This is a genomic window from Vibrio sp. F13, from assembly GCF_020806305.2.
Taxonomy (GTDB): domain Bacteria; phylum Pseudomonadota; class Gammaproteobacteria; order Enterobacterales; family Vibrionaceae; genus Vibrio; species Vibrio crassostreae_C.
The window spans coordinates 1,315,981-1,342,509 of record NZ_CP170176.1 but is presented as its reverse complement, the minus strand read 5'-3'; the positions used below and the strand labels follow the sequence as shown (position 1 = coordinate 1,342,509).

Here is a 26,529-nt window from a genome sequence, read left to right as displayed (position 1 = left end):
AGCAACAAGAACATACAGACGTAACGATCGACGAACAGAAAATAGCGGATATAAAAAAGCCGCGTGTTTAAAGAAACATGCGGCTTAATTCTAAGTAGTACTGTTAGCGCTTAGCCTAGTTTAGGCGACTAGCGACTTACTTAGTAAAAACTTCTTTGAAATCACGCTTCAAGATTGCATCACGACGAGCTTTCTTGATTTGTTTAACCATGTCTTTTACACAGTTGTGTAGAACTTGGTCTAGCAGTTGAGCACGGTACTCTTCTTTTTCTTCGTCAGACATGTCTTCTGGAAGTTTAAGAGTAGGGAACTCTTCCATCACGTTAACACCAGCGAAAGCTTGGCTAACTGAGATTAGAGCGTGGAACTGCTCGAAGTTGTCTAAAACATTTTGTGCGCTTGCTGGAAGACTATCCCAAGCTTCGCGTACTGCTTCTTCAGACACTTCGTGAATAGAAGTAACCATAAAGTGCATCTCTTTTGGTACGCCATCAAATTCGATAACTTGACGAAGTTCTGGTGAGATGGTGGTTAAATCGATTTCTTGTTGTTCGTTGTTTGTAGCGTCTGACATAGTATTTCTCTTTAAAAAGAAACAATGCTAAAAAGATCTGTAAAAAAGTCAATATAATATAGAGATTAGGGCATGATTTAAGCCCAAATTTGAGCTACTTTGAATATTCAACACTAGATAAAGGTGATGTGATGATAGAAAAGGGATCTTCAATGCGCATATTGCTGGTTGATGACGTTCAACTAGACAGGATGCAACTTGCTATCCGACTCAAGCAACTGGGTCATATTGTAGAAGCTGTCGGTAGCGGAAAAGAAGCCCTGAGTGTTTATTCTGATTTTGATCCTGAACTCGTGTTACTTGATATCAACATGCCTGATATGGATGGTTTTGAAGTGGCGAATGAGGTTCGAAGCCGATTCCCAGAATGGGTTCCCATCATCTTTCTTAGTGGTCACGAAGAACCTGAGATGATCGCAAAAGCGATTGACGCTGGTGGCGATGATTACCTGATCAAGCCAGTAAACAAGGTTGTTTTGAATTCTAAGCTGATTGCGATGCAACGTATCGCGCACATGAGACGAGAGCTAAAACAAAGCACAGCCAAACTCGAAGAACTGAACATCCTTCTGCAGCAACAAGCCAACGAAGATGGCCTGACCAAATTGTATAACCGTCGATATATGGATACTAAGCTTGAAGAGAGCATAGCGTGGCACGGAAGACGTAATATATCCATGACAGTCATACTTCTAGATGTAGACTTCTTTAAGCCTTACAACGATAATTATGGTCATATTCAAGGGGATAAGTGCTTACAAGGGCTTGCTAATACCTTGAAACAGCTGTTTGTTCGTGCGGGAGAATTTGTAGGTCGTTATGGCGGTGAAGAGTTTGTTCTGATTCTTAGCGATACAGACAGTGAAGGCGCTAAGGTACACGCGACTCGAGTTAAAGAGGCATTGCATGAGATGAACTACGCTCATGAACACTCAACGGTATCGGATAGAGTGACAGCGTCACAAGGTGTGTTGTCATTTGTGCCAGAAGGTGGCGAATCTATTGCGTCTATTTACGAAAAGGTCGATCAAGCGCTTTATCAAGCGAAGCAAAGTGGTAGAAATACCTTTGTACAACGTAACATTTTGGAGCTTGCGCGTTAGTTGGCGAGCTCTTTTAGATATTTGAATTTATACTTCTAATAGCGTTTGAGCTAGGAAGTACTTTAAGTGATAAAAGAAATGCCACATTCGAAGTCATTTTCTATGACTAACACATCTTGGACGCTTGCGGTTCCTCTATTTTTTACCGCTTTGGCGACCACTGTTAATGCCAATACGCTATCTGATCTTTTTCGAAAGGATCTAGAGCAGAGCTTTGCCACCAGTGTATTGCTCAACGACACCGATGTTTTCACTTTTGGTATCAATAACTTTGACCCCAATAAAGTGTTTAGTTTGGACAATGAAGACATCGGTTCGAATGATTCGGTAAGTCGTCGCCAAAACATCACCTCCCTGAGTTTGCCTTACACATTTGAATTACCAAGTTACATCGAAGACAACCATCAAGAGGTGACGCTACGCTTGTCTGCATTGCGAATCGAGAACGATGTCGAGTACGCGGCAGCAAACAGAAACGATTTTCAAAAAGAGTCGGTAGTGTCTGGCTACGTCGAATTCGCGAATGTGTCCCAGCTAGACGAATATTGGAGCTTCAGCTCTGCAATCGGTAACCACATCTCTTACTACCGCAATGATTATGAATATCGCGCTTCGTTGCTAAAGCCTATTCAAGACCAACTGGATGGCGTATATCTCAATACTGATGCTTGGGCTTACATCATCGAGCCTAAAATCAAGCTGATGTACGAAGATAAGAATGACTGGGGAAAGTATAAATTGAGCACCAGTTGGCATTACTTTAATGGCATCGGCTGGGGCGAGGCGAATAATGGCAATGTCGGTCATCCTGAAGGGTGGTATATCGCCAATGAAGCCAAGGTTTTCTATGATCTCGTGCGTTGGGATAAGAACATCACATCGATGTACTCGAGTATAAGACGAATTGATATTGGTGGTGACACCGTGGCATCTATGGGCACCACATCTTACTACGAGGGCAGTGTTGGTTGGTTGCTTAACCCAAACCTGTTTAATGAGTGGGTCGATAACGTGGGAATAGGTTTTACGATTAACTACGGAAGTAGCTTAAAAGGTGGCAGCTTGGTTATATTCTTCAACCAAGATTAAGCTCTTTTTTCCAGTTAAGCCCATACGGCCTCAAATCAATGAGGCTCGTTGAACTTGGAAGTGATAGTTATTGAAGCAGATCGCTATTAATGGCTTAAGCTATTTAGATCTCTAGCACTCAATATCTTTCGCTATCAACTATTGTTAACGGTCAATACACAGTTTGTTTCGACCGGTTTCTTTCGCTTTATACAGCGCTTGGTCAGCAAGCTTCAACACCTCTTCAGGATGTCTGGTGGTTGTACTATCAGACAATCCAATACTCACCGTCACATTCACCACTTCCGATGGTTTGCCTTTCTTGCCACGCTTTTTCATACCCACTTCATGATCGTCGGGGCGTTCATGACTATTACGAATCGTCATGTCGTAGTTTTGAACCTCGGAAATCAGAGCTTGAAGGTGCTCTTTAACTTGTTCCGAATGTTTTCCTTTGAAGATAATCGTGAACTCTTCTCCACCATAGCGATAAGCTTTAGCGCCGCCTGTGGTTTCCCTCAGAATGCGTGCCACCAGTTTTAACACATCGTCGCCAATGTCATGTCCGTAGGTATCGTTGAATTGTTTAAAGTGATCAATATCGACCATCGCCATCGAATACTTACGCCCCAAGTGCTTCATATCGACTTCTAAGGCGTGTCGACCGGGAATGTTAGTCAGTTGGTCGTTAAAGGCCATATCATGACTAGCAGACATCACATAGACGATGATCAGTGTGCCTGACAGCGAGAACATGGTGCTCGAGATGTACTGAATATCGAAGAAGATGAACGTACAAGAAGAAAGCAGGATAGCGCTATAAACCACAACATCGATAGAGCGGTTATACACCAACACGAGAATGGCAGTAAGGCCAAGCAAGCAAAGGCTATACAGCACTAAAACAAAAGGCAGTTTGGAGAAGTCTCTGACAATAAATAGAAGACCATCACTCCATGATTCAAAACCGCCGGCATGGAAGTGAGAGACGATCAATTGTGCCCACACCATAAACAGAACAAGAACGATGGCGTAGAGCAGCATCGACTTTGAGTTTACGCCGTTATCAGGGAAGGCATAAACAAGTAAGCAAGTGACAGGTACTAATGCCGCAAGTAACGAGAGCTCTAATAGCGTTGTGCCAGTATTGAGAGGCGTTTGTAAGCGAACTTGGATGATCAGATAAGCGACAAGCATGGTCACCGATACCATCGCCATTCGACCTTGTCTGAACGTATGGCATAGCAGAACCGCAACGCTCAATAAAATGTAAGGGAGGTTGCTAGCAAACCCTAAATTTGAGTCCGTCACGAGAATGACGTTGTCCATACCAACGAGCAAAATTGTTAACAGGACTAAAGGGAAGCAAAATCGAAACATGCTCGACGTTACAAAAGATGATGCCATTTATGTGGTGAGCCTAACTATATTGATGATCTTATTATTTAATACTATGCGTAGGATACGGTTAAACAAGCGATTGCCAAGCTTTTTGCCTAAATTAGAGCAAAAACATAGTCATAGGTCGCTATTGGTGCAATCATTTTTATATGTGTTTTGAGTTGCTATTAACCTTAGAACGAACTACACAGTATATATGAGAAATTAATTAGTCGTTATAGATACTTAACAAAATCTGCTCTGCTGCTCTTACGTTGGCGCTGTCACTTAAAGGGCTTGATGATCAGTTATCATTGAGTGACCTTTTCATTAAGCGACGAAGATCTGTAATGAAGTCAGAGTAAGATTAAATAATGCCTAAGTTTCAACTATGGACAGTAAAACCTATAACTGAGTTATAGAAAGCTATTAGGAATTGCATGGTTTCAAGTGACTTTAGAAACGACTGCGACTAGAAAAACCGCTACAAATGGAGGTGTGGTATGCAAATTAGTGTTGATGTACATAACTATATGGAAACTCTGGTCGGTCATGTATTGGCTACCGAGGAATATGTGTCTAGTTATACCAACGAACAGTTGGCCGATCTCGCGTGCTTGGCTTTGGGCCAGCTAAAACCTATCTATATTCGTTTTGATATCGATTTTCTGTCAGCATTGCCAGAAGACAAATTGGTGCTCTATAAACGCAATAGTGAGATCGCGGTCAAAAATGCAGAAAGTATGATTATTGACGATCGAAGACGTGAACGTGATGACAATGTGCCTGTTATATTTAGTCAACACAATTTTGACGATGACGTAGAATTGCAATGGTATGAAAAGCCGTTGTTGAACCGTAAACAGTCATGATAGTTTAGGGTGAATACGGTCATTTAAGGAGTAAAAACGTGGGATTCTTTTCTAGATTATTTGGTGGCAAAGAAAAAACCGAACAAAAAGTAGAGATTGAGCCAGTCGAATATAAGGGTTTCAATATCTATCAAGATGCCATTGCAGAATCTGGTCAATACCGTGTTGCTGGGCGAATCGAGAAAGAATTCGATGGTGAAATCAAAACTCACCGTTTTATTCGTTCAGATGTTGTTTCAAACAAACAAGATGCCGATGAATTGATGCTCAAAAAATCGCAGATGTTCATCGACCAAATGGGCGACAATATATTTAGCTAACCAATTAGGGTTAGAATTGATGTTGGTCATAATTTAGAGAGCTTTCAGTGTATATGCTGAAAGCTCTTTTTAGTTTTATGGATAAAGAACAGCTAGTGAGTTGTTATTAAAAGGATTATTTGCAAGTGGTTTGACCTCTTGGTTCGAGACGGTCGTCATTTATCCGAATGAAGCGCTCAAATTCCGTCCAAATCGTTATAAGTAATAACTTTTCCTGTTCTTTGAACAAAACGCTTGAAGTATTAGTTGTCGTTAGATACAAACGAATAAGTCATTCGTGCCAATAGTCAAGGAATAGCTATGCAAATTGGTGTACCAAGAGAAACGCTCGCAGGTGAAACGCGAGTCGCTGCTTCGCCGAAATCGGTAGAACAGCTTCTAAAATTAGGATTTGAAGTTTGTGTTGAATCACAAGCAGGTGCGTTAGCAAGTTTTGAAGATGCAGCTTATGAACAAGCTGGAGCAAAAGTTGTCACCGCAGATGAAGCTTGGAAATCCGATATTATCTTTAAAGTTAACGCTCCGATCGTTGACGAGTCTAAAAATGAAATCGATCTTCTTAAAGATGGCGCAACATTGGTCAGCTTTATTTGGCCTGCTCAAAATCCAGAGTTAATGGAACAATTGTCCAGTCGTAACATCAACGTGATGGCGATGGATTCTGTACCACGAATTTCAAGAGCTCAGGCGTTAGATGCATTGAGTTCTATGGCAAACATCGCGGGTTATCGTGCTGTTGTTGAAGCGGCGCATGAGTTTGGTCGATTCTTCACGGGCCAGATTACGGCTGCGGGTAAAGTTCCACCAGCAAAAGTACTGGTTGCAGGTGCTGGTGTTGCTGGACTAGCGGCAATCGGCGCTGCGGGTAGCTTAGGTGCGATCGTTCGTTCATTCGATGTTCGTCCTGAAGTTAAAGAACAAGTTGAGTCGATGGGCGCTGAATTCTTGGAAGTGGATTTCAAGGAAGACACCAGTGCTGGTGACGGCTACGCAAAAGAGATGTCTGAAGCATTCAATAAGAAAGCGGAAGAGCTTTATGCAGCTCAAGCAAAAGACGTTGATATCATCATTACTACGGCGCTGATTCCAGGTCGCCCGGCTCCGAAGCTGATTACCAAAGAGATGGTAGACAGCATGAGTGCAGGTAGTGTGATTGTAGACCTTGCGGCGGCCAATGGCGGTAACTGTGAATACACGGTTGCGGATCAAGTCATTACAACGGCTAATGGCGTGAAGGTGGTTGGTTACACTGATATGGTTGGTCGACTGCCGACTCAATCATCTCAGCTGTATGCAACGAACCTAGTTAACCTTTTGAAACTGCTTTGCAAAGAGAAAGATGGCAACATCAATATCGACTTTGAAGATGTTGTTCTGCGTGGTGTTACTGTCGTTAAAGAGGGCGAGGTCACTTGGCCAGCTCCACCAATTCAAGTTTCAGCTCAACCACAACAAGTTAAGCCAAAAGCGGCCAAACCAGAGCCTAAAGTTGAAGAACCTGTTTCTCCAATTAAGAAAGTGGCGGGTATGGCGGTAGCTGTTGGTGCATTCGCTTGGGTAGCTTCGGTTGCTCCAGCTGCGTTCTTATCTCACTTTACCGTTTTTGTTCTCGCTTGTGTGGTGGGTTATTACGTAGTTTGGAATGTAAGCCATTCTCTGCATACGCCTTTGATGTCCGTGACTAACGCGATTTCAGGCATCATTGTAGTAGGTGCACTGTTACAGATCGGACAAGGAAGTGGCGTCGTCACGTTCTTATCATTTATTGCCGTATTAATTGCAAGTATCAATATCTTTGGTGGCTTTACCGTGACCAAACGTATGCTTGAAATGTTCCGTAAAGACTAAGGAGTAACAGATGTCTGAAGGATTAGTACAAGCAGCTTATATTGTTGCTGCTGTATTTTTTATTATGAGCTTGGCTGGGTTATCGAAACAGGAATCTGCGCGTGCAGGTAACTATTACGGTATCACGGGTATGGCAATTGCGTTGATCGCGACGATCTTTGGTCCTCACTCTGCAGGTATTGTATGGATCATCATTGCTATGGTGATCGGTGGTGGTATTGGTATCCACTACGCAAGAAAAGTAGAAATGACTGAAATGCCAGAGCTGGTTGCAATTCTGCACAGCTTCGTAGGTATGGCTGCAGTACTTGTAGGTTACAACAGCTACATCGATCCACCTGCTGCTGTTTCTATCAACCCTGCAGATATTCATGCAGAGCACGTTATCCATCTAGTAGAAGTGTTCCTTGGCGTGTTTATCGGTGCGGTGACGTTCACGGGTTCTATTGTTGCGTTTGGTAAGCTTCGTGGCGTTATCTCTTCGTCTGCATTGAACATCCCTCATAAGCACAAGTGGAATCTAGCGGCTATCGTAGTTTCTACACTGCTGATGATCATGTTCGTTAAAGCAGACGGCAGCATGTTCGCACTAATGGTGATGACACTTATCGCATTCGCATTCGGTTACCACCTAGTGGCATCGATTGGCGGTGCAGATATGCCAGTAGTTGTCTCTATGCTGAACTCGTACTCTGGTTGGGCAGCAGCAGCGGCAGGTTTCATGCTTGCAAACGATCTGCTTATCGTAACTGGTGCATTGGTTGGTTCGTCGGGTGCGATTCTGTCTTACATTATGTGTAAGGCGATGAACCGCTCTTTCATCAGCGTTATTGCTGGTGGATTCGGCCAAGAAGTGGTTGTGTCTGATGGCGATGAAGAGCAAGGTGAACACCGCGAAACATCAGCTGAAGATGTGGCTGATATGCTGAAAAACTCTAAGTCAGTAATCATCACTCCTGGATACGGCATGGCAGTAGCTCAAGCACAATACCCAGTGCATGAAATCACTGAGAAGCTAAGAGCGCAGGGCATTAATGTTCGATTTGGTATCCACCCAGTTGCTGGTAGGTTACCGGGTCACATGAACGTACTGCTTGCTGAAGCGAAAGTGCCTTACGATATCGTTCTAGAAATGGACGAAATCAACGATGACTTCGATGAGACAGATACTGTATTGGTAATTGGTGCGAATGACACCGTAAACCCTGCAGCACTTGAAGATCCAAACAGCCCAATTGCTGGTATGCCAGTACTTGAAGTTTGGAACGCTCAGAATGTTATCGTATTCAAGCGTTCGATGAACACAGGTTACGCCGGTGTGCAAAACCCACTGTTCTTCAAAGAGAACACGCAGATGCTGTTTGGCGATGCTAAAAAGAGTTGTCAAAGTATCTTAGAACATCTATAGAGATCACCTCTAAACAATCTGTAACAACTCGATAAGGAGCTCATTTGAGCTCCTTTTTTTATCTTACGAAAGCGACTCTATGTGTGATCTCAGTTGATACGAAGTTGACGAAGCCTGATGCAAAACTTGTCGCAATTGAGGTTTGGCTTGCCAATCAGCCTACTAGTACGTATGTACAATGTGGCCGTAATATATTGGCCTTTATCTCTGTAGCTCGCCATTCTCAATGTTTTTCATGCGGTTAAAAATTTATCTTTGATAGCGAATGGTATATATTTGGTTGATCTATATGAATTTGCGTTGGTTTGTGATCATCAAAAGAACATTTACTCTTCTTATCGCTACGTTGTCTGTGTCTGCAAACGCATTTGCTGACTCTTTACCTGAGCGTATCGATAATTTCACCAAACTCTTTGATCATGAAACGGCAATCGAATCTTACGATATTCGAGTGCTACAGGCTGATTATCCAACACGTTTGATCATGCCGTCTTCTATGCTGCCACAAACAGCAGAGTACCCGTTAAAAGACATTCAGCGCTTGTACCAGTTATCAAAAACCTGTAGTGGTAAACTGCCGTTAAGCCCTTTGATTACTGAGCCTTTAGTTTTTACTCGTGCAATGTGTAAAGGCACCAAGCTTTCTGACCGTTGGTTTAGCCGTAGTGGTTTGATTCACCCTGGCGGCGGTTCTTATGCGGCACGATACGTTGAGAAGTACCCAGAAAAATTCGACTCTCTGAAGCGCTTTATGCATATTCAAGAGCGACCAAACACCGAACACGATGAACTACTGTCTCGCTTGCAACAAATGGATAGCGAAGCAATCACCGCGCTGTTAGCGGGTGCGAGTATGTTTGTTGAGCTTGATGAGATGTGGGTAAAACGCGGCTACAGATATTACCTGTATAAAAAATCAGTCTGGAACGAAAATGCCACGCTTGCTGGGTTATCGTTTAGCTTGTCTTCAGAAGGTAAAAGCTGTTTTGTCCAGCGTGGTAATGTGTGTTGGGAAATAGAAGATCATTCAGAGCTTCTGCAAGTCGCCATGTTTATCTTGGTTATTGCCAACATCATGCTTGTCTTAGGTTGGGCGATTTACCGCTGGAACAGCAAGAAACAAGAGATGAAGAGTCGCATGCTGGTTCTTCAAATCCTAACGCACGAATTAAGAACGCCGATTGCGAGTTTGTCATTGACGGTGGAAGGGTTCAGGCGTGAGTTCGAACACTTACCAGAATCGGTATATGATGAGTTCCGTAGGCTGTGTGAAGATACACGCCGTTTAAGACAGTTGGCGGAAGCAAGTAAAGATTACCTGCAATCAGATAATCAACCGCTCGCAACAGAGTGGGTGCCAAGTGTTGAAGAGTGGCTCCAATACAAAGTTGAAGAAGACTTTGCGCCGGGGATTGAACTCCGTGTAAACAAAGATATAGCTGCAAAAGTGAACGTATATTGGTTGGGAACGTGCATCGATAACCTAATCAGAAATGCCGTGAAATACGGTGTGGCTCCAGTAATTCTAGAACTGAATACTTCTGACAAGAAGCTGACATTCAAAGTTATAGATAATGGAGACTTGTCTCGCAAAGATTGGGGGCAACTAAGAAAGCCATTCGTAAGTAAGAGTGGACTCGGTTTAGGTCTGACGATAGTGGAATCTATGGTTGGAAAAATGGGCGGTCACATGACGCTTATCGGCCCCCCAACAACATTTATTTTGGAGATACCTTGTGAAACAGACATTGCTTCTCGTTGAAGATGATAAAAATTTAGCTGACGGTTTATTAGTTAGCCTTGAGCAAGCTGGATATGAATGTTTGCATGCAGAACTGATCTCTGAAGTTGAAGGCTACTGGGAACAAGCGGATTTAGTGATTCTAGACCGTCAACTTCCTGATGGCGACTCAGTAGATTCACTTCCAGGTTGGAAGAAAAAGAAAGATATCCCAGTTATTTTGCTGACGGCTCTCGTGACAGTAAAAGACAAAGTAGCGGGCCTAGATTCAGGTGCAAACGACTACTTAACAAAGCCATTCGCAGAGGCTGAGCTATTTGCTCGAATTCGTGCTCAACTTCGCCTGCCAGATTCTGAAGAACAAGATGCATCAAAAGTTATCGCTCAGAATCTTGTTATCGATAAAGCGACACGTGAAGTGTTTTTCAATGAACAGGAAGTAACGTTAACGCGCACTGAATTTGACCTTCTACTGTTCTTGGCAAGTAACCTTGGACGTGTGTTTACACGTGATGAACTGCTTGACCATGTATGGGGTTACAACCATTTCCCAACAACACGTACGGTAGACACGCACGTTCTGCAACTAAGACAGAAACTGCCGGGTCTAGAAATTGAAACGCTGCGTGGCGTTGGTTACAAGATGAAAGCGTAATGAGAATAGCCTTACTTCCACTATTAATGTTTTCTTGCGTAGCGAATACCGCGCAAGCAACGGATTGGTTTAAGAGCAGCGATGCTCTGACTCAAGTTCATAAACATCTGCTAGATAATGATTTACCTCAGATGTTTGACTCATTAGTGGAAGTTTGGCAAATCAACTCGTCTCAATCACGAGAAGATCACCTCAATGAACTGTTCGATCAAGCATTGAACAAAGATTGTGGTAAAACTCTCACCAGAAAAACACTCCCAGATTGGATTAGTTCAGTCGTCGTTAAAAGACACATCATTCAAAGCCCTGGCCGAGATACCTTTCGTGTATCGATTAATGTTGAATCCGAAAACAACATTCAAGACATTACCTTCGAGAAGTGGGTCGATAAGATCGTTTCTTCGGACAGTGAGTTAACCAAAGACAGTGAAGTGGTTAACAACGCATCGGTGAGTCTATACCGCAAGCGTTACAATTTAGCCTCTCAACTTGAATCCGGTTTATACCGTTTAAGCGTTAAAGGTGATGGCGGAAAGTCTTGGAGCACTTGGGTTGTTTTGGGTGAAGTTGCCATGCGTCAACAAGTTCGCTGGGCATCAAAAGACACGTGGCGAATCGATAAAAAAGAACTACTCAATCCTTATTGTCCGCTCCCTAAGCTCGAAATCGGTTTGTACGATTACGTTGATGAACACTATGAACAGGTCTGGGGCAAGAGCTACGAATCTGATTATCCAATGAACCTTACTGGTGAAGAACTTCCTAATGATCGCTATGTTTTAGCGGTTTCAATGGTGCATTCACGCTGGCAAGGCGACATAGCGATAGAACAAGCACAAACTATCAGCAAAACTTATGATATTTCTAGCGAAGAAGAGTTAAAGTAATTTAAAATTGTGCCGTTAACTATGTAAGGGATCTAACAAAGATAAACGGCATGAAAAAAACCACAAAACTACTCGCAGCGTCAATTGCATTCGCCAGTCTTCCTCTTTCAGCAGCAAACTACGCCATTGAAGCGCGTGGTGATGCGATGGGTGGTGTTGGTGTTGTTTCAGCAAACTTCCTAACTGCTCCATTCTATAACCCAGCACTTGTTGCGATTTATCGTCGTAATGATGACATGGGAATGATCACGCCAAGTTTTGGCGGTAATTATAATGACCCTAATAACTTAGTTGATGATATCGATAATTTAGTTGACAGCATTGAGTCAGGTACTGTGACTGGTTCTGATCTAGATGCTCTTAATGGTGATAGCCTGAATGTTGATTTAGGTGGTGTTGTAGCATTCGCTCTACCAAATCAGTATATTGCAGCAAACGTATTTGCAAAAGCATACACTGAATCATTTGTAACCCCTGATACATCTAGTGACGCTGCTAATAGTGACTTGGTTAATGCTGAGTTAACTGCTGTTAAAGCTGTTTCTATTGGCATTATGGAAGCTGGTATATCATTAGCAAAATATCAAACGTTCATGGGACAACATTTGTCGTTTGGTATTTCTCCAAAACTCCAAAGAATCTATACGTATAACTACATTGCCTCGGCACAAAACTACGATCTAAGTGATGTTCGAGAAAACGACACCGCGGAAACTACATTTAATATTGATGCAGGTGCGCTTTGGTTTTACGGCCCATTTAGAGTGGGTTTTTCTGCAACGAATATTATAGACCGTGAGATTGAAACTAAATCCGTTAGCCAACAGCTAACAAGCAGCACAGGGGCTACAAGAACAGTAACATCGAGTCATTCTTATAACCTGGGGCCTGTCTACACTGTTGGTGCGGGGATCGTTTCTGATTACTTTACGTTGAGTGTTGATTATGATTTGAATGAAGCAGAGAAGTTTACTTCGTTCGAAGACAACGAACAGATGATTCGTGTTGGTACTGAAGTCGACCTGTTACGTCAGCTTAAGCTAAGGGGAGGGTATTACAAGAACCTGGCTTACTCTGATTCAGAAGGAACAGTGACAGCTGGTGTTGGTATCTCGCCATTGAACTTGTTTCAGCTAGATCTAAGTGCTAACTACACGAATGAAAATGCAATGGGTGCATCCATCAATTTCCTTGCTAGTTACTAACAGTCCTTATATAGTTCTGCTCATAAATAAAGGAGCAGAGCATGCTAAACGACTTACCAACCCTTTCTCACGAAGAACAACAGAAAGCTGTTGAACGAATTCAAGAAATGATGACCCAAGGCATCAGCACAGCACAAGCTATCAAAATCGTTGCTGAGCAAATCCGTGAAGAAATGAGTAATAAAGAAGAGTAGGGCATCAGCCCTTCTTTTTTAATACGATAGTGCACTATAACTAAATATATTACCCTCTAGTATATTATCTCGTACATACCTACTCTTTAGTTTCTCTAAATCCCGACCTGTCCAAAACTCTTAAATACTTTTTATTCAACAAGTTACGTCAGAGTAATTAACTTCTCAGGCTTTACTTGGCTTTGAGTTGTAATTAAATTACAGCAATATCTGAAAGTAAAACAATCACCACTTTAGGTGTCAGTATTTGTGTCACCATGGCTAAATGGCTAAAAATGGCTAAATATATGGTGTTTTTACGGCTAGTGACGTTGTTACTTCTATTTTTAGCGGATACGAGTGTATGAATGTTCAGAAGCAGACAAATGAGGATTTCATCTAAAAACAGTGCGAGATAAGTAACGACGGTAATGTTCAAAACCGATACCGCGAATGGCTTACCACCGCTTAGAGCAAGCTTCGTTGCCACATATGTGCTTTACAGAATAAGTATTTAAAAAGCTTACGAGGCGTAAGGTGTTGTGTAGAAGTCGATTAAGGAATGCGGCGCGTATCAATTTGAGAATGCTAAATTGATGTGTTTTCTATTGGGGAATGATAAGTCTAAGCGATAGAACTTGTTAGAAATAGGGTCGCTTTGAGCGCTGTAGTTGTCGTCGTGGTTACGTATGTAGAATCGAAACCTTGGCTCCTCTTGACCTTCATATTCTATATTGATGGTGACCGAATCGAACGTTGAGAGATCGAGCCCTTTATTTTGGGTCGATATAACGAACTCAATTTCACAGAAGGGTAAGCTATAGGTTTGCTCAAAGTCACACTGTAACTCAATTCCATCTTCTGACTTATGTAATGAGCCTACGGTGCCACCATCGTGGTCTCTGTCCGTATTTACGCGCGTAGGCTATCTGTCAGGTGTGATGATGTAGTTCTTATCCATGAGCGTATTAAAAGAGATCAACGACACTAGCGTGATTGCTAGGCAAAAATACGCGCCCAGCGACAGATATATGCCTAAATAGCGTTGTTTTTGTTCGGTATTTATACGAAAGGTAACGTTTTTAAGGGGATAATAATTTAACTGTGTAAATATACAGTTGTTATTTGGGTTCTTTATTTTGTGTTCCATAGGACCAAGCTTTACCTGTACAGCTAGCTACAGTGTCACTTTACTTATTGATTACATGTGCCGATAAACATTATAAGCTTTCTAATCTCAGGCGGTAACACCATTGCAACTTCAAAGCAGGCATATCAGTTAGAGAAAACAAGTAAAGAAAAACTAAGCGCAATGGGTTTAAAGTAACTCTTAGGTTTATTACCAAAGCTACCTAAATCCAATTGAACGTAATTTCAGGGCAAACCGTGATTATGGATCTCCCAAGTATCGGTGTTGTGTACCAGCAATAAGTGTAATGAATCTATGCAAACTGAACACAAAGTACTAACTCTAGAGAGAATCGTTAAGAAGGTTTGAAAAATCTGTGTGCGGGTCTACATAAGACACACGAACTTTATTAGTTGATGGATTTAAACGAGAGCTAAGCATGTGCAGTTGATAAGAAACATTGGTCGCGTGTGTGAAATCTGGAATAGAAACAACAGCAATGCTTACAAGAATTGCACACAGCGCAGCGAACCGTTAGTGCAAACAGAGAAGTGGCATATAAGTTAAACCAGACGGACAAAGTTTCGCGTCAATTAGATTTTCTGAATGAAGATTGAATTGTGTAGACGCTGGCCGTACATATAATTATTAGATTTCAAATGCGATAAGAAAACTCTGAACGGCGCAAGAAGCGTGAGAGTCAGTTGGAACAAGGATTTTAAGGACAAAAGATGAGAATACTACCTTTAGAATTAACTACACGCATTATTAACTGCGTATTATGTACGTTATGTTAAATGGATTTTGATGTTTATAAGGCAGGTATCTTTGTGTGATGCCCTGCCTTTGTATTGTGGCGATATTCTCTAATTTATACTGTGTATTTAACCAAACTGGCTATTTACCATAAAATACCTAATAACCAGTGATAATAATCTTCGATTTTAACCCTGGTATTAGTTAGAGATTAACCGCCAGCAAATTTAACTTTGTAGCCTTTCTTTTCAAGGTGCGCTTTGATCTTGTCGCGCGCGTCACCTTGAATTTCGATGTTGCCATCTTTTACTGAGCCACCGCAGCCGCAAACTTTCTTGAGTTCTGCTGCCATTAGTTTTAATGGTGCGTCATCTAGGTCTAAGCCAGTTACGACAGAAACGCCTTTGCCTTTACGGCCTTTGGTTTCTTTTTGGATTCGAACGATACCATCGCCTTTAGGACGTTGGACTTTCTCTTCTTCAGGCTTAATGCGACCTGTTTCTGTTGAATATACTAGGCTCATAATTTACTTCTTTTGTTGCTCTGCTTTTTGTTTTGCGAGTAAGTAAGCTTCTATATGGCGTTGGATTGCAACCTTGCCGCCTTTGATTAAGCGACCGTTAAACATGCAATACCACGCATTAGGCTCACCGGTGTCATTCTTGATTTGGTAGCCGTTGAAGTTTTCAGTCGAGCCACCAGTTCCTCTCGACTTATTTAATGACATGAATTCTTTTGGATCAATAATAGATGCGGTATCAATCCACCAATCAATACTCTTTTTCACGGCAGCTAGGTTGCCCTGAATAACGTTGTTTTTTAACTTAGCACGCCAAACTGTGTTGTTAGCATCTATCGATTGAAGATGGACGCTTCGGTAAATTGAATTAGCCATATCTATTAATCATCTTTCTGTTTTCACTGCATTAATCATAAGTATACTAATAATGATATCAAGCATAATATGGTAAAAACACCTGTCGAGGTATGGTAATTTGAGAAAAAAAGTCCCTATTTTAACTGACTCTGTGATAATTAATTCATTTGTTGAAAAATTAAACAGCAACGCAACAATAGAAATTATAGATGAGTTGACAGGATTTCAATACTCTCGCAATTCACTGTTGGGCATTTACAGTGATTGGAATCGCTATCATGCGTTCTGTACCAAACATCGTATTAACACACTTCCCGCATCTATAACCGCTGTTCGTCGTTTTCTTGAAACGGAGTCTAACGATAGAAAATACGCATCGCTAAAACGTTACACTGCAACGCTTAGCATGTTACATACTGTGTTGAGCTTTGCTAACCCGATCAAGCACAGGCAAGTTCGCTTTACCCTACTCCACTTACAATCTCAAATGGCCGGTGACGCTAAACAAACCAATGCTATGACATCTGTGCATCTCACTGATTTGAATACGTTACTCTCCCATGAGAAAGCAAACCTGAAAGAGATCAGAGACATTGCTATTTATAACGTGATGTTCGAGTGTGCTTTAAAGCGCTCAGAGCTTAAGTTGTTATCGATGAGTGATGTTGAGTACGTTGAAGATCATTACCAAGTAACAGTCAAAGATTCGGCTTATCAGTTGTCACAAATAGCCAGTGTTGCACTTCAACGTTGGCTTTCGTTTACTGGTATACAAGATGACTTGCCAGTATTTCGTGCGATAGACAAGCATGAGAATATTGGTTTGCAGCCTTTAGATGATTCGTCCATCTATAGGATATTGAGAAGAGCTAGCGACTTACTTCAACTGCCAGAAAATCACCATTTCTCTGGAAATTCGATTCGTGTTGGTGCTGCACAAGAGTTGTCGAAACAAGGTCTTAAGGTTAGAGAGATTCAGGACTTTGGTCGCTGGCTTAGCCCTGCCATGCCAGCCCAATATGTGGGTTTCACGGGAACGGCTGAGAGTGAGAAGATGAAGTTTAAGGCGCTAATACCTTGGCAATAAACGGTTCGTAATTACTTGGATATAAGTTGTGGCTAAATGATAGATTCGTAAAAAACGGCTAGCTTTAAAAACAAAAAGTGCCTTGGCGAAAGCTTAAGGCACTTTTGGGTTCAGCTCTAAGTGAACGAAAACGAGTTAGAAACCTAAGAAAGGCTTGTTCTCACGCAGTTTTCTAAGAACTGGCTGAATTTGTGGCCGTCATGCTCAACCATTTTAGGGAACATGGAGATTGGCGTCATACCTGGGAAGGTGTTGACTTCGTTCAGGTAGATCTCGTTGTCTTGCGTTAAAAAGAAGTCGATACGAGACAAGTGACGAAGCTTCATCTGGGTGAAGACTTTTCGTGCGCTGTCTGCAATCAATTCACGCTGTTCGTCAGTTAAATTACTTGCTTCAACTTCAGTGATCGAGTGGCTGTCTGCACTGTACTTCTCTTCGTAAGAGTAAAATGCGCCATTCGGTGCAATCACCTCACCCGGCTTGCTGATGTGTAGCTCGCCATCGATTTCATAAGCAGCAATTTCTAGCTCTCTAGGCACCACTGATTTCTCAACCAATACTTGGTCCGAGAAAGTGAACGCCTTGTTGATAGCCTCGCTTAAATCTTCTACTTGGTTAACTTGGTAACAACCTACAGAAGAACCTTGACGAGCCGCTTTCACAAACACTTTACCCCACTTTTCAAATGCTTGAGTTGCTTGTGAGTGAGCTTGATCATTGTTGTCTGATAAGAACAGGTACGGCGTGTTTGGAATACCAAGTGCGTCGTACCAAAGCTTTGACGTGATTTTGTTAAAGCTGTTGTTGCTTGCTTCTGGACCACAACCTAGGTATGGAATTTTAGCCATTTCAAACAGTGATTGAATGTCACCTGTTTCACCTGGGAAACCGTGTATGCAAGGCACAATGAAATCGACTTTAGATGCTAAATTGTCACCGCGTAAGGTTTGGTCGTTAATATCAAGATAAACCAATTCACCTGAATCAAGACACCAGCCTTCGTTCTTAATTTCAACTCTTACAACGTTAAAATCTGCAACGCTATTAAGTTGTTCAAAAAGGTAATTGGCTGAAACTAAAGATACTTCATGCTCTGAAGATCCACCGCCGCAAAGTAGAAGGATGTTTGTGGTGTTCATGGGTAAATTCGGTCCTTGAAACTAGGAGTACTGACTTCAATGATAAACAAAAGTCGAGATAGGTACAGTGTTTTGATTGTTAAAATTGCGTTCGAAAGATCGAGCGATTAACTATTAAACAAAACAGCGAGTCTTAAAACAAAAGAAGGAGCATTTGCCCCTTCTTTATGAATCAAAACTTAGTTCAACTTGTTAAGCGTTGGGTATTCAGAGTTCTTGATGTCATCAATGCTCTTAACGAACGGCTTCAAGTTTTGGAAAGTGTTCGGCAGTGTTGAGATTGCCTTTTTAGCTTCTAAGCGTGTTGCGTAGTCACCATAAAGTACCGTGAACCACTTAGTGCCGTTAACCATTTTGTAGTTTTCCCAAACTGGCTGAGAAGTCGTAGGTAGCATTTTCACGAAAGAATCGACTTTACTTTGGCTGCCAACAGCAACAACTTGAACTGTGTAACCAAAACGCTGGTTCATGTCTTGTTGTTTCTTCGTTGGTCCTGTCACTACTGCAACTGGCTTAGCTTTAGTCGTTTGAGTGACTTTCTGTTCAACAGGTTCAGTTCTGATCACGTTGACAACGTTTTCTTCAACAACGCCTGTTTGCTCAGATTGAGATACAACTGGAGCTTCAACTTTGGCCGTCTTGTACTCTTCTTGATAACTATCTGAAGTGACATTGGTAACGTAGTCGTCAGATACACACGCAGCCAAGAGCAGTGGCAAAGTCACAATTGCAAATTTTTTCATGGAAAGCTCTATATCCTTAATAATAATTACTATAAATCATGCCGATACGTCGGTTTAGAATCAAGTTAACTTTGGGATTATACACCATTAGTGGGTGACCTATTTCACAAACTTTATGCAGTGTTTGCTTATTCATCTGAATTCGGTGAATTTGCCATCAACCTGTGAGTGCAAAGTAAGTTACGATGAACTTACGTGCATTGCTAGGATATGTCTATGAATCATCTTGATCCCCTACTTAAACCCCGTTCAATCGCTGTTGTTGGTGCTTCTCAACGAGAAACACGCGCAGGATATATTGTTATGAACAATTTGTTGCATGGGGATTTTAAAGGTGCGGTGATGCCGGTTACGCCGAAATATGATTCAGTGGCCGGTGTGCTTTCTTACAAGAACATTTTGTCGTTACCGATTGTTCCTGACCTCGCAATCTTGTGTACCAATGCGACCCGTAATGTCGCTATTTTTGAAGAACTGGCTGAGAAAGGTATAGCCTCTGTCATTGTGCTTTCTTCAGACATGCAGCAAGAAAGCGATAATGGTGAGACGTATGATGAACGATGCCTAGCGATTGCCAAAAAGCACAACATTCGAGTGTTGGGTTCCAATAGTTTGGGGGTGATTGTCCCTTGGTTAAATTTGAACGCCTCATTCTCTCCAGTGACAGCATTACCCGGTAAGATCGCCTTTGTTTCTCAGTCGGCAGCTGTGTGTACCACTATTCTCGATTGGGCTAATGACAAAGAGATCGGTTTTTCGGCGTTTATCTCTATAGGCAATGGTAGCGATATCGAATTCTCGGAGTTATTGGATTATCTCAGTACCGACTCTCACACCGAAGCGATATTGCTTTATGTAGACAGCATTACTGATGCGAGGCGCTTTATTTCTGCAGCGCGTGCGGCTTCGCGTAACCGACGAATTTTGGTGTTGAAAGGCGGTCGAACGGCGAAAGGCAGAGCCGCAGCAATGGCTCACACTGGCGGTGCCGACACATTAGATATTATTTATGATTCCGCAATCCGACGCAGCGGCATGCTACGAGTTAAGAACTTACATGAACTGTTTGCTGCGGTAGAAACACTGACTCATTCAGTACCATTGCGAGGCGAGCGCTTGGCTATTGTTACTAATGGTGGCGGCCCTGCGATTATGGCTGTGGACACCCTATTTGACCGCGGTGGTAAGCTCGCAGAGTTTTCAGAAGAGACACTTGATAAGTTGAACAAGGTTTTGCCATCGAGTTGGTCTCATAGCAATCCTATCGATATTGTCGGCGACGCTGGTGATCAACGTTATATCGACATTATAAACATCTTACTCGATGGCGATGAAGCAGACGCGATTCTTATCATGCACAGCCCTTCAGCGGTCGCACATTCCGCTAAAACGGCAGAACGAATTATTGAAGCGATTAAGAAGCACCCTCGCCACAAGCGCTTTAACATCCTGACGAATTGGTCTGGTGAGCTAACAGCAAGGCCCGCACGAAAGCTGTTTACCGAAGCGGGTTTCCCAACTTATCGGACCCCTGAAAGCTCTGTGGTCGCATTCATGCACTTAGTCGAGTACAGACGTAACCAACGTCAGTTAATGGAAACGCCGACCACTGCAGAAAAAGTACACATTGAAGATCTAGCAGATGCGAAAGGTTGGATAGAAAGAAAACTACTGGATAAAGATACAGTTAGCCTTGATACTCACCAAAACAGTCAGTTTTTCAAGAGCTTCAACCTCGATGTGTTACCAACTTGGATCGCTTCTGACCCAAGTGAAGCGGTACACATCGCTGAAACGATCGGTTATCCCGTCGCAGTAAAATTACGTTCGCCGGATATTGCACATAAGTCAGACGTACAAGGCGTAATGCTCAATTTGCGAAACAGCAGTGAAGTTGCCAATGCGGCTCAGGCAATTCTCGATCGTTCTCAATTATCCTTCCCTACAGCAAACATCCACGGCTTGTTAATTCAAGGTATGGCTAAGCTCGCGGGCGGCCAAGAGTTGCGTATTAAGGTTACAACAGACGAAACCTTCGGCCCAATCATATTACTTGGACAAGGTGGTTCGGAGTGGGATGAGTCGATTGATGCCGCAGCTGCTTTTCCACCGCTCAACATGACACTGGCGCGTTACTTGATTATTCGAGCGATAAAAAGCGGCAAGATTCGTCTACAAAAACTCCCTAACCCCATCGATATAGAAGGTTTGTCTGAGTTATTGGTACGTATATCGCAAATGGTAGTGGATTGCCCTGAAATACATGATTTGGATATCCATCCAGTACTGGCCAATGGTGACAAGTTCACGATATTAGATGCCGATATCATCTTGAAAGCGTACGAAGGCGATCCACAGGAACGTCTTGCGATTCGCCCTTATCCGGTCGAGCTTGAAGAACGTATCCAGCTAAAAGATGGAACCGAAGTGTTGTTACGCCCTATTCTTCCCGAAGATGAACCGCTTCATGCTGACTTCATTAACCGTGTGTCTAAGGAAGATCTCTATAAGCGTTTCTTTAGTGATGTCGGTGAATTCAATCATGAGGCGTTGGCGAATTTCACTCAGATTGATTTCGATAGAGAAATCGCCTTTGTGGTCGTTCGCGAGGAACAAGGCGTTCCAGCGATCATCGGCGTGTCCCGTGCACTGATTAACCCTGAGAACACAGACGCCGAATTCGCAATATTGATTCGTTCTGACCTTAAAGGTGTTGGTCTAGGTCGCATTCTTATGACCAAGGTTATCGATTACTGCCGTGCGAAGCAGACCAAGCAGATGTCGGGGATGACGATGCCAACCAATAGAGGGATGCTGACACTAGCTCAAAAGCTCGGTTTTAAGCTAGATATCAGTTTTGAAGATGGTACTGCAGATATGGTGTTACCGTTACTTTAACGCCCATGTCTTTTTAAGATGTTGGATACACCAAGACTTGGCGTCGCCCATTTTGTTGCGTCGCCAAGCCATAACAATATCGATCGGTTGTGGTTCTGTACCGGAGATCTGCTGTAGTACGCCAGATTCAATCAAAGGTTTAGCGACACTATTCGGTAAGGTGCCAATCCCTAGTCCTGATGTCAAAGCCTCTACTTTCGCAGGAAAGCTTGTCACGGTTAAACGTGGCTGTTTCTCTAGAATATTGATGCTTAGTGCTGGCTGATCGCGTGCGGTGTCTGCAATGGCAATAACCCTGTAACTTTCTCTCGCCTTCTGATCGAATTCACCAGAACGATTGTGAACATAGTGGCTTGATGCCGCGACCCACACCATCTCCATTTTACCAATTACGTCACTTTTCATATCGTTTGGAATTGTATCGAGCTTAGGGCATATCAATAAGTCAGCACGACCATCTGTGAGAGATTCCCAACAACCCGCTAAGATTTCCTCTTGCAAACGAACGCGTGTTTTACTGATTTTTCCTAGTTCATCTACCAGTGGGAAAAAGTTAGCAATCGGGATAATGCCATCAAAGGCGATGGTCAAATCGAGCTCCCAACCATTGGCTAGAATGCTTGCCTCGTTAACAAGACGTTCTGTAGCTCCAAGAATGATTCTACCTTGCTCAAGTATCAACTGACCCGCTTCCGTGAAATTTGCACGGTGGCCTGAGCGGTCAAAAATCATGATGTCTAGATCTTGTTCAAGCTTCTGTATTTGATAGCTGAGTGATGAAGGCGCTCTGTCCATTTCATTGGCCGCGGCGGCGAAACTTCCACGTCGGTCGATGGCGTCTAGGATGTGTAACGCTTCAAGTGTTATTGGACTATGCATAGCTTTCCTACTTTATAAATGAGACTTGAATCACAAAAACAGAAGCATTCAGACTGTGAATGGAACTGTAAAAGTCTTTTTAATACAGATATTTAAGAGTATTAATTATGAGTTAGTTGATAAAATTGAAAATTATTTAAATGCAAATAATAGTAATTATCATTTAGATCCAATATTATATTTCGCAAATCAAGATAATACTATGGAACTAAGGTAACTATCAGATGTATAAGCAATCCCTGCTCTCTGCTTCAATCGTTTTAGCGCTTTCATCAACATCAGCCTTTGCTGAAGATTATGCCCTATTTGACGAGGTTGTTGTATCTTCGACTCGTACTAATCAACAACTTGAAGATGTTGCTGCGTCGGTAACTGTGATTAACGATAAAGATATCGAAAAAAACATGGTTACGGATGTAGAAGACTTATTTAAGTACACACCAGGTGTCACGGTGACTACGAATTCTCGCCAAGGGATTCAAGGTATTAACATTCGTGGTATGGAAGGTAACCGAGTAAAGGTTATCGTTGATGGAGTATCACAAACTAGCCAATTTACTCCAAGTGGTACTCAGTCATATAACTTCATTAACTCTTCACGCATTGATGTCGATACGGATATGTTGAAGTCTGTCGAGATTGTTAAAGGTGCGGCTTCTTCTCTGTATGGTTCTGACGCGATTGGTGGTATTGCTGCGTTCGAAACAAAAGACCCGAGTGACTTTTTAAAAGACAAAGACTTCGGTGGCCACGCGAAGTTCAACTACTCTTCATCTGATAATACCTTTAGCGAATCGGTTGCTTTAGCAAATCGTATTGGCGACCTAGAAACGTTAGTTGCTTATACTCGCAGAGACGGTGAGCAAACTGATAACTTTGGTACACCTGATGAGCAAGATACTCAGAACAACAACTTGTTGGTTAAGCTTCAGTACCAATTAAACGAACAACACCGTTTAGAGTTTTCTGGTAACTTCATTGAGAATTCTGGTGATACCGATTTAAATAGTGCAAGTTACACCGACTACACTGGCGAAGACACAACTAGCCAACAGCAAATCGGTATCAAACATATTTGGGATGCTGACCTAGCGTTTGCAGATACTATTACTTGGCAAGCTGACTGGCTGAGCAAAGAAGAGAATGGCGTAACTAATCGTACTTCTAATGGCGGTATGTTCCTACCTCCGGCAGGTAATGTTCAGAAAAAGGACTATATCTACGAGGATGAAGGTTATCAATTTGATGTGCAATTCGATAAGTTCTTCATGACGGGTAATGTAGAAAACTACTTTATCTATGGCGCTTCATATTCGGACAAAGACATTAAAAACGTTAATAACGAATATAACTCCATCAGCGCAGACCAAGTTATTTTCTACATCCCTGCCGCATCTGAAAGAAAATATGGATTCTTTGCTCAAAATGAAATGACGATCGGAAATTGGATGATTACTCCGGGTGTTCGTTTTGATGGTTTTGAAACTGATCCAGGTGATACAAGTCAAAACCCAAGTGGTAACCCAGAAGAGTCTTATGCAAAATATTCAGACTCAGCTGTTACCGGACGTTTGGGTACAACTTACACGCTTAATGATGAAAATAAGATCTTCGGTCAAATCAGCCAAGGCTTTAGAGCTCCTGATTTCCAAGAGCTTTACTACTCATTTGGTAATCCTGCTCACGGTTATTTGAATGCCCCTAACCCTGACTTAGAAGCTGAAGAAAGTATTTCATACGAGTTAGGTTGGCGTCATAACACAAATTATTCATCAAGCGAAATCGCTATCTTCTACAGCGATTATGATAACTTTATTGATAACGTAGCAGTTAGTGGCTCAGCCACTCCGGCCGATCCAACAATATATCAGAATGTAAACATTGATGAAGCCGTAATTAAAGGTATCGAAGCGTCAAATACACAGTCTTGGAATAGCTTCATGCCAGTGAAAGGTGTTAGTACTCGTGTTTCTGCAACGTATACTGAAGGTGAAGATGGCGAAGGTAATCCTCTTAACAGTGTAAACCCTTGGAACGCTGTCGTTGGTTTTAACTATGATGCTCCTTCAGCACTATGGGGTACATCACTTAACATAAGCTACACAGCAGGTAAGAAGTCTAGTGATATCAACAGCGATGGTTTGAATGATGAAATTCTACCAATTGATTCAGCAACTGTAGTTGACCTAACAGCATACTACTTGCCGATGAAGGATCTTACGCTTAGAGCAGGTCTCTTCAACGTTACGGATGAAGAGTACTACTCGTGGAATGACGTTCGTGGATTCTCACAAGAAGATAAAGATTACACGCAAGCAGGTCGTAACTGGTCAATTACAGCTAAATACGAATTCTAATTCGTTAAAAAACTGAATTGCAGATACTAAAAAGCCAGCTAAATGCTGGCTTTTATTATTTCACTAAAAAATTGTATAAAAAAGGTAATAAGTGAAATTACTTCTCTGCCATCTCTTTTTTAACCATTACTGCAGCAGCAACGATGAAAGTGATGATTAGGCCTAGTTCCATGATTAACTCCAAAGAAAATTAACATTAAACATATAATTCGCGAGCATAATAACACAGCGGATACAGAATGATACTTTTTAACCACTAATTTACTTTTTATTCGATTAAGATCAAAAAAGATGCCCGAAAGCATCTTTTAATTTTTGAATCATTCACGAAACCACTAGGTTAACCAGGGAATCCATTCGGGTTTGTTGACTGCCAGCGCCATGTATCTTCGGTCATTTCAGCCAATGTGCGGCTTGCATTCCAGCCCAGTTCTTTCTGAGCTTTAGCTGGATCTGCCCAACACTCTGCGATGTCACCAGGACGGCGTTCAACTAGCTTGTAAGGGATCTCTTTACCGCTTGCTTGTTCGAATGCTTTAACCATGTCTAACACACTTGAACCGTTACCCGTACCAAGGTTGTAGATATGAAGACCGTCTTTGCACCCTACTTTCTCAAGCGCTGCGATGTGGCCATCAGACAGATCCATTACGTGGATGTAATCGCGAACGCCAGTCCCGTCTTTTGTTGGATAATCGCTACCAAATACAGATAGGAATTCACGGCGGCCCACTGCTACTTGAGAGACAAATGGCATTAGGTTATTTGGGATACCTTGCGGGTCTTCACCTAGCTCACCACTTGGATGTGAACCTACAGGGTTAAAGTAACGCAGCAGTGTAATGCTCCAATCAGGATTGGCTTTTTGGAAATCGGTTAAACACTCTTCAACCATTAGTTTACTACGACCATATGGGTTGGTAGCGCTTGTTGGGAAGTCTTCAGTAATTGGCACACTTGCAGGATCACCGTATACCGTTGCTGAAGAGCTAAATACCAAGGTTTTTACACCCGCATCACGCATTGCATCAACAAGAACTAAAGTGCCGTTTACGTTGTTGTCGTAGTATTCAAGAGGCTTTTCCACAGACTCTCCGACGGCTTTCAGACCAGCAAAATGGATAACCGCTTCGATGTTGTGTTGCTTCATAGTTTCAGTCAAAAGCGCTTTATCACGAACGTCACCTTCAATGAAGTTGGGACGAACGCCCGATACTTTTTCGATACGCTCTAGAACGCTTGGTTTACTGTTATACAAGCTATCAAAAAGTACAGGTGTCATTCCTGCGTTGATCATCTGGATACTTGTATGGCTACCGATGTAACCCATGCCACCTGTAACTAAAACATTCATGTTTAGCAGACCTTTTAATTAAAAATATTCAACCTATCACTTATGATACAACAACTTAGGTAGAGGTCACAAACGC

At 42.3% G+C, this 26,529-nt stretch carries 23 protein-coding genes and 1 pseudogene; 14 read left to right on the top strand and 10 right to left on the bottom strand.

Going from position 1 to position 26,529, the window contains the following annotated elements; genetic code table 11:
- Window positions 1-136: 136 nt before the first annotated feature.
- Window positions 137-574, bottom strand: a complete 438-nt coding sequence (locus tag LMH68_RS20830; protein WP_017060108.1) for a DUF3069 domain-containing protein — start codon at window positions 572-574, stop codon at window positions 137-139.
- A 131-nt stretch (window positions 575-705) separates the two neighbouring features.
- On the opposite strand from LMH68_RS20830, the gene LMH68_RS20825 reads away from it, so the two are divergent.
- Both LMH68_RS20825 and LMH68_RS20820 read left to right on the top strand, forming a co-directional pair.
- The gene (locus LMH68_RS20825) at window positions 706-1,677 is read left to right on the top strand and encodes a diguanylate cyclase (protein WP_372135576.1); all 972 of its coding nucleotides are present in this window, start codon (window positions 706-708) and stop codon (window positions 1,675-1,677) included.
- 78 nt (window positions 1,678-1,755) lie between these two features.
- On the top strand, window positions 1,756-2,766 hold the full coding sequence (locus tag LMH68_RS20820) for a Solitary outer membrane autotransporter beta-barrel domain (protein WP_029235232.1): 1,011 nt from the start codon (window positions 1,756-1,758) through the stop codon (window positions 2,764-2,766).
- Between the two features lie 144 nt (window positions 2,767-2,910).
- On the opposite strand, the gene LMH68_RS20815 is transcribed toward LMH68_RS20820, so the two are convergent.
- Complete coding sequence (locus tag LMH68_RS20815; protein ID WP_032546996.1) at window positions 2,911-4,152, bottom strand: GGDEF domain-containing protein; 1,242 nt, start codon at window positions 4,150-4,152, stop codon at window positions 2,911-2,913.
- A gap of 476 nt (window positions 4,153-4,628) precedes the next feature.
- Between LMH68_RS20815 and LMH68_RS20810 the strand changes: the two genes are divergently transcribed.
- From LMH68_RS20810 to LMH68_RS20770, 9 genes are all read left to right on the top strand, one after another.
- Window positions 4,629-4,997 carry a late competence development ComFB family protein gene (locus LMH68_RS20810; RefSeq protein ID WP_017060104.1) on the top strand — a complete coding sequence of 123 codons (369 nt, stop codon included), beginning with the start codon at window positions 4,629-4,631 and terminating at the stop codon, window positions 4,995-4,997.
- A 38-nt stretch (window positions 4,998-5,035) separates the two neighbouring features.
- Entirely contained in the window at window positions 5,036-5,317 is a 282-nt protein-coding gene (locus tag LMH68_RS20805; RefSeq protein ID WP_004731023.1) for an HlyU family transcriptional regulator, read from the top strand.
- Window positions 5,318-5,617: 300 nt separating this feature from the next.
- Window positions 5,618-7,165 carry a Re/Si-specific NAD(P)(+) transhydrogenase subunit alpha gene (gene pntA / locus LMH68_RS20800; RefSeq protein ID WP_229647506.1) on the top strand — a complete coding sequence of 516 codons (1,548 nt, stop codon included), beginning with the start codon at window positions 5,618-5,620 and terminating at the stop codon, window positions 7,163-7,165.
- A 10-nt stretch (window positions 7,166-7,175) separates the two neighbouring features.
- Window positions 7,176-8,573: a Re/Si-specific NAD(P)(+) transhydrogenase subunit beta gene (pntB, locus tag LMH68_RS20795; protein WP_229647507.1), complete on the top strand. Its 1,398-nt coding sequence runs from the start codon at window positions 7,176-7,178 to the stop codon at window positions 8,571-8,573.
- Between the two features lie 289 nt (window positions 8,574-8,862).
- Window positions 8,863-10,335 (top strand): sensor histidine kinase VxrA, encoded by a 1,473-nt coding sequence (vxrA, locus tag LMH68_RS20790; RefSeq protein WP_102428373.1) that lies wholly within the window; start codon window positions 8,863-8,865, stop codon window positions 10,333-10,335.
- The gene (vxrB, locus tag LMH68_RS20785) at window positions 10,310-10,969 is read left to right on the top strand and encodes a response regulator transcription factor VxrB (RefSeq protein ID WP_017060099.1); all 660 of its coding nucleotides are present in this window, start codon (window positions 10,310-10,312) and stop codon (window positions 10,967-10,969) included. Before vxrA ends, vxrB begins: the two co-directional genes overlap by 26 nt.
- A complete protein-coding gene (locus tag LMH68_RS20780) occupies window positions 10,969-11,856 on the top strand; it encodes a DUF2861 family protein (protein ID WP_029235234.1) in 888 nt (295 codons plus the stop codon). Before vxrB ends, LMH68_RS20780 begins: the two co-directional genes overlap by 1 nt.
- Before the next feature lie 50 nt (window positions 11,857-11,906).
- Entirely contained in the window at window positions 11,907-13,061 is a 1,155-nt protein-coding gene (locus LMH68_RS20775; RefSeq protein WP_017069084.1) for a conjugal transfer protein TraF, read from the top strand.
- A 41-nt stretch (window positions 13,062-13,102) separates the two neighbouring features.
- Window positions 13,103-13,255, top strand: a complete 153-nt coding sequence (locus LMH68_RS20770; protein ID WP_004731009.1) for a YoaH family protein — start codon at window positions 13,103-13,105, stop codon at window positions 13,253-13,255.
- A gap of 193 nt (window positions 13,256-13,448) precedes the next feature.
- Here LMH68_RS20770 and LMH68_RS20765 read toward each other — a convergent pair whose 3' ends face one another.
- The 4 genes and pseudogenes from LMH68_RS20765 to LMH68_RS20750 all read right to left on the bottom strand — a co-directional run bounded on the left by LMH68_RS20765 (window position 13,449) and on the right by LMH68_RS20750 (window position 16,014).
- The gene (locus LMH68_RS20765) at window positions 13,449-13,724 is read right to left on the bottom strand and encodes a hypothetical protein (protein WP_229647508.1); all 276 of its coding nucleotides are present in this window, start codon (window positions 13,722-13,724) and stop codon (window positions 13,449-13,451) included.
- An 87-nt stretch (window positions 13,725-13,811) separates the two neighbouring features.
- Window positions 13,812-14,300: pseudogene (locus LMH68_RS20760) on the bottom strand (GGDEF domain-containing protein); the annotation flags it as partial.
- 1,030 nt (window positions 14,301-15,330) lie between these two features.
- The gene (yciH, locus tag LMH68_RS20755; protein ID WP_008221404.1) at window positions 15,331-15,642 is read right to left on the bottom strand and encodes a stress response translation initiation inhibitor YciH; all 312 of its coding nucleotides are present in this window, start codon (window positions 15,640-15,642) and stop codon (window positions 15,331-15,333) included.
- 3 nt (window positions 15,643-15,645) lie between these two features.
- A complete protein-coding gene (locus tag LMH68_RS20750) occupies window positions 15,646-16,014 on the bottom strand; it encodes a DUF3319 domain-containing protein (RefSeq protein WP_017060095.1) in 369 nt (122 codons plus the stop codon).
- A 100-nt stretch (window positions 16,015-16,114) separates the two neighbouring features.
- Between LMH68_RS20750 and LMH68_RS20745 the strand changes: the two genes are divergently transcribed.
- Window positions 16,115-17,083, top strand: a complete 969-nt coding sequence (locus LMH68_RS20745; protein ID WP_102320805.1) for a tyrosine-type recombinase/integrase — start codon at window positions 16,115-16,117, stop codon at window positions 17,081-17,083.
- A gap of 143 nt (window positions 17,084-17,226) precedes the next feature.
- On the opposite strand, the gene LMH68_RS20740 is transcribed toward LMH68_RS20745, so the two are convergent.
- Window positions 17,227-18,222 (bottom strand): D-alanine--D-alanine ligase, encoded by a 996-nt coding sequence (locus LMH68_RS20740; RefSeq protein ID WP_017064584.1) that lies wholly within the window; start codon window positions 18,220-18,222, stop codon window positions 17,227-17,229.
- A 179-nt stretch (window positions 18,223-18,401) separates the two neighbouring features.
- On the bottom strand, window positions 18,402-18,965 hold the full coding sequence (locus tag LMH68_RS20735; protein ID WP_017064585.1) for an SPOR domain-containing protein: 564 nt from the start codon (window positions 18,963-18,965) through the stop codon (window positions 18,402-18,404).
- A 216-nt stretch (window positions 18,966-19,181) separates the two neighbouring features.
- Between LMH68_RS20735 and LMH68_RS20730 the strand changes: the two genes are divergently transcribed.
- Complete coding sequence (locus LMH68_RS20730) at window positions 19,182-21,863, top strand: bifunctional acetate--CoA ligase family protein/GNAT family N-acetyltransferase (RefSeq protein ID WP_229647509.1); 2,682 nt, start codon at window positions 19,182-19,184, stop codon at window positions 21,861-21,863.
- Here LMH68_RS20730 and LMH68_RS20725 read toward each other — a convergent pair.
- Window positions 21,855-22,742 carry a LysR family transcriptional regulator gene (locus LMH68_RS20725; RefSeq protein WP_065584957.1) on the bottom strand — a complete coding sequence of 296 codons (888 nt, stop codon included), beginning with the start codon at window positions 22,740-22,742 and terminating at the stop codon, window positions 21,855-21,857. The genes LMH68_RS20730 and LMH68_RS20725 overlap by 9 nt on opposite strands.
- Window positions 22,743-22,966: 224 nt before the next feature.
- Here LMH68_RS20725 and LMH68_RS20720 point away from each other — a divergent pair, with 224 nt between their 5' ends.
- The gene (locus LMH68_RS20720; protein ID WP_017060089.1) at window positions 22,967-25,099 is read left to right on the top strand and encodes a TonB-dependent hemoglobin/transferrin/lactoferrin family receptor; all 2,133 of its coding nucleotides are present in this window, start codon (window positions 22,967-22,969) and stop codon (window positions 25,097-25,099) included.
- Window positions 25,100-25,439: 340 nt separating this feature from the next.
- On the opposite strand, the gene galE is transcribed toward LMH68_RS20720, so the two are convergent.
- Window positions 25,440-26,453 (bottom strand): UDP-glucose 4-epimerase GalE, encoded by a 1,014-nt coding sequence (gene galE / locus LMH68_RS20715; protein ID WP_017060088.1) that lies wholly within the window; start codon window positions 26,451-26,453, stop codon window positions 25,440-25,442.
- Window positions 26,454-26,529 lie beyond the last annotated feature (76 nt).

What these genes read in the sequence shown, in the direction of transcription:
- LMH68_RS20720 (WP_017060089.1), top strand. Translation starts at nt 22,967, where the DNA reads ATGTATAAGCAATCCCTGCTCTCTGCTTCAATCGTTTTAGCGCTTTCA.
- LMH68_RS20815 (WP_032546996.1), bottom strand. Translation starts at nt 4,152, where the DNA reads ATGGCATCATCTTTTGTAACGTCGAGCATGTTTCGATTTTGCTTCCCT.
- LMH68_RS20780 (WP_029235234.1), top strand. Translation starts at nt 10,969, where the DNA reads ATGAGAATAGCCTTACTTCCACTATTAATGTTTTCTTGCGTAGCGAAT.
- LMH68_RS20750 (WP_017060095.1), bottom strand. Translation starts at nt 16,014, where the DNA reads ATGGCTAATTCAATTTACCGAAGCGTCCATCTTCAATCGATAGATGCT.
- galE (WP_017060088.1), bottom strand. Translation starts at nt 26,453, where the DNA reads ATGAATGTTTTAGTTACAGGTGGCATGGGTTACATCGGTAGCCATACA.
- LMH68_RS20810 (WP_017060104.1), top strand. Translation starts at nt 4,629, where the DNA reads ATGCAAATTAGTGTTGATGTACATAACTATATGGAAACTCTGGTCGGT.
- LMH68_RS20830 (WP_017060108.1), bottom strand. Translation starts at nt 574, where the DNA reads ATGTCAGACGCTACAAACAACGAACAACAAGAAATCGATTTAACCACC.
- LMH68_RS20825 (WP_372135576.1), top strand. Translation starts at nt 706, where the DNA reads ATGATAGAAAAGGGATCTTCAATGCGCATATTGCTGGTTGATGACGTT.
- pntB (WP_229647507.1), top strand. Translation starts at nt 7,176, where the DNA reads ATGTCTGAAGGATTAGTACAAGCAGCTTATATTGTTGCTGCTGTATTT.
- LMH68_RS20770 (WP_004731009.1), top strand. Translation starts at nt 13,103, where the DNA reads ATGCTAAACGACTTACCAACCCTTTCTCACGAAGAACAACAGAAAGCT.
- LMH68_RS20725 (WP_065584957.1), bottom strand. Translation starts at nt 22,742, where the DNA reads ATGCATAGTCCAATAACACTTGAAGCGTTACACATCCTAGACGCCATC.
- LMH68_RS20735 (WP_017064585.1), bottom strand. Translation starts at nt 18,965, where the DNA reads ATGAAAAAATTTGCAATTGTGACTTTGCCACTGCTCTTGGCTGCGTGT.
- LMH68_RS20730 (WP_229647509.1), top strand. Translation starts at nt 19,182, where the DNA reads ATGAATCATCTTGATCCCCTACTTAAACCCCGTTCAATCGCTGTTGTT.
- yciH (WP_008221404.1), bottom strand. Translation starts at nt 15,642, where the DNA reads ATGAGCCTAGTATATTCAACAGAAACAGGTCGCATTAAGCCTGAAGAA.
- LMH68_RS20775 (WP_017069084.1), top strand. Translation starts at nt 11,907, where the DNA reads ATGAAAAAAACCACAAAACTACTCGCAGCGTCAATTGCATTCGCCAGT.
- LMH68_RS20820 (WP_029235232.1), top strand. Translation starts at nt 1,756, where the DNA reads ATGCCACATTCGAAGTCATTTTCTATGACTAACACATCTTGGACGCTT.
- pntA (WP_229647506.1), top strand. Translation starts at nt 5,618, where the DNA reads ATGCAAATTGGTGTACCAAGAGAAACGCTCGCAGGTGAAACGCGAGTC.
- vxrA (WP_102428373.1), top strand. Translation starts at nt 8,863, where the DNA reads ATGAATTTGCGTTGGTTTGTGATCATCAAAAGAACATTTACTCTTCTT.
- LMH68_RS20740 (WP_017064584.1), bottom strand. Translation starts at nt 18,222, where the DNA reads ATGAACACCACAAACATCCTTCTACTTTGCGGCGGTGGATCTTCAGAG.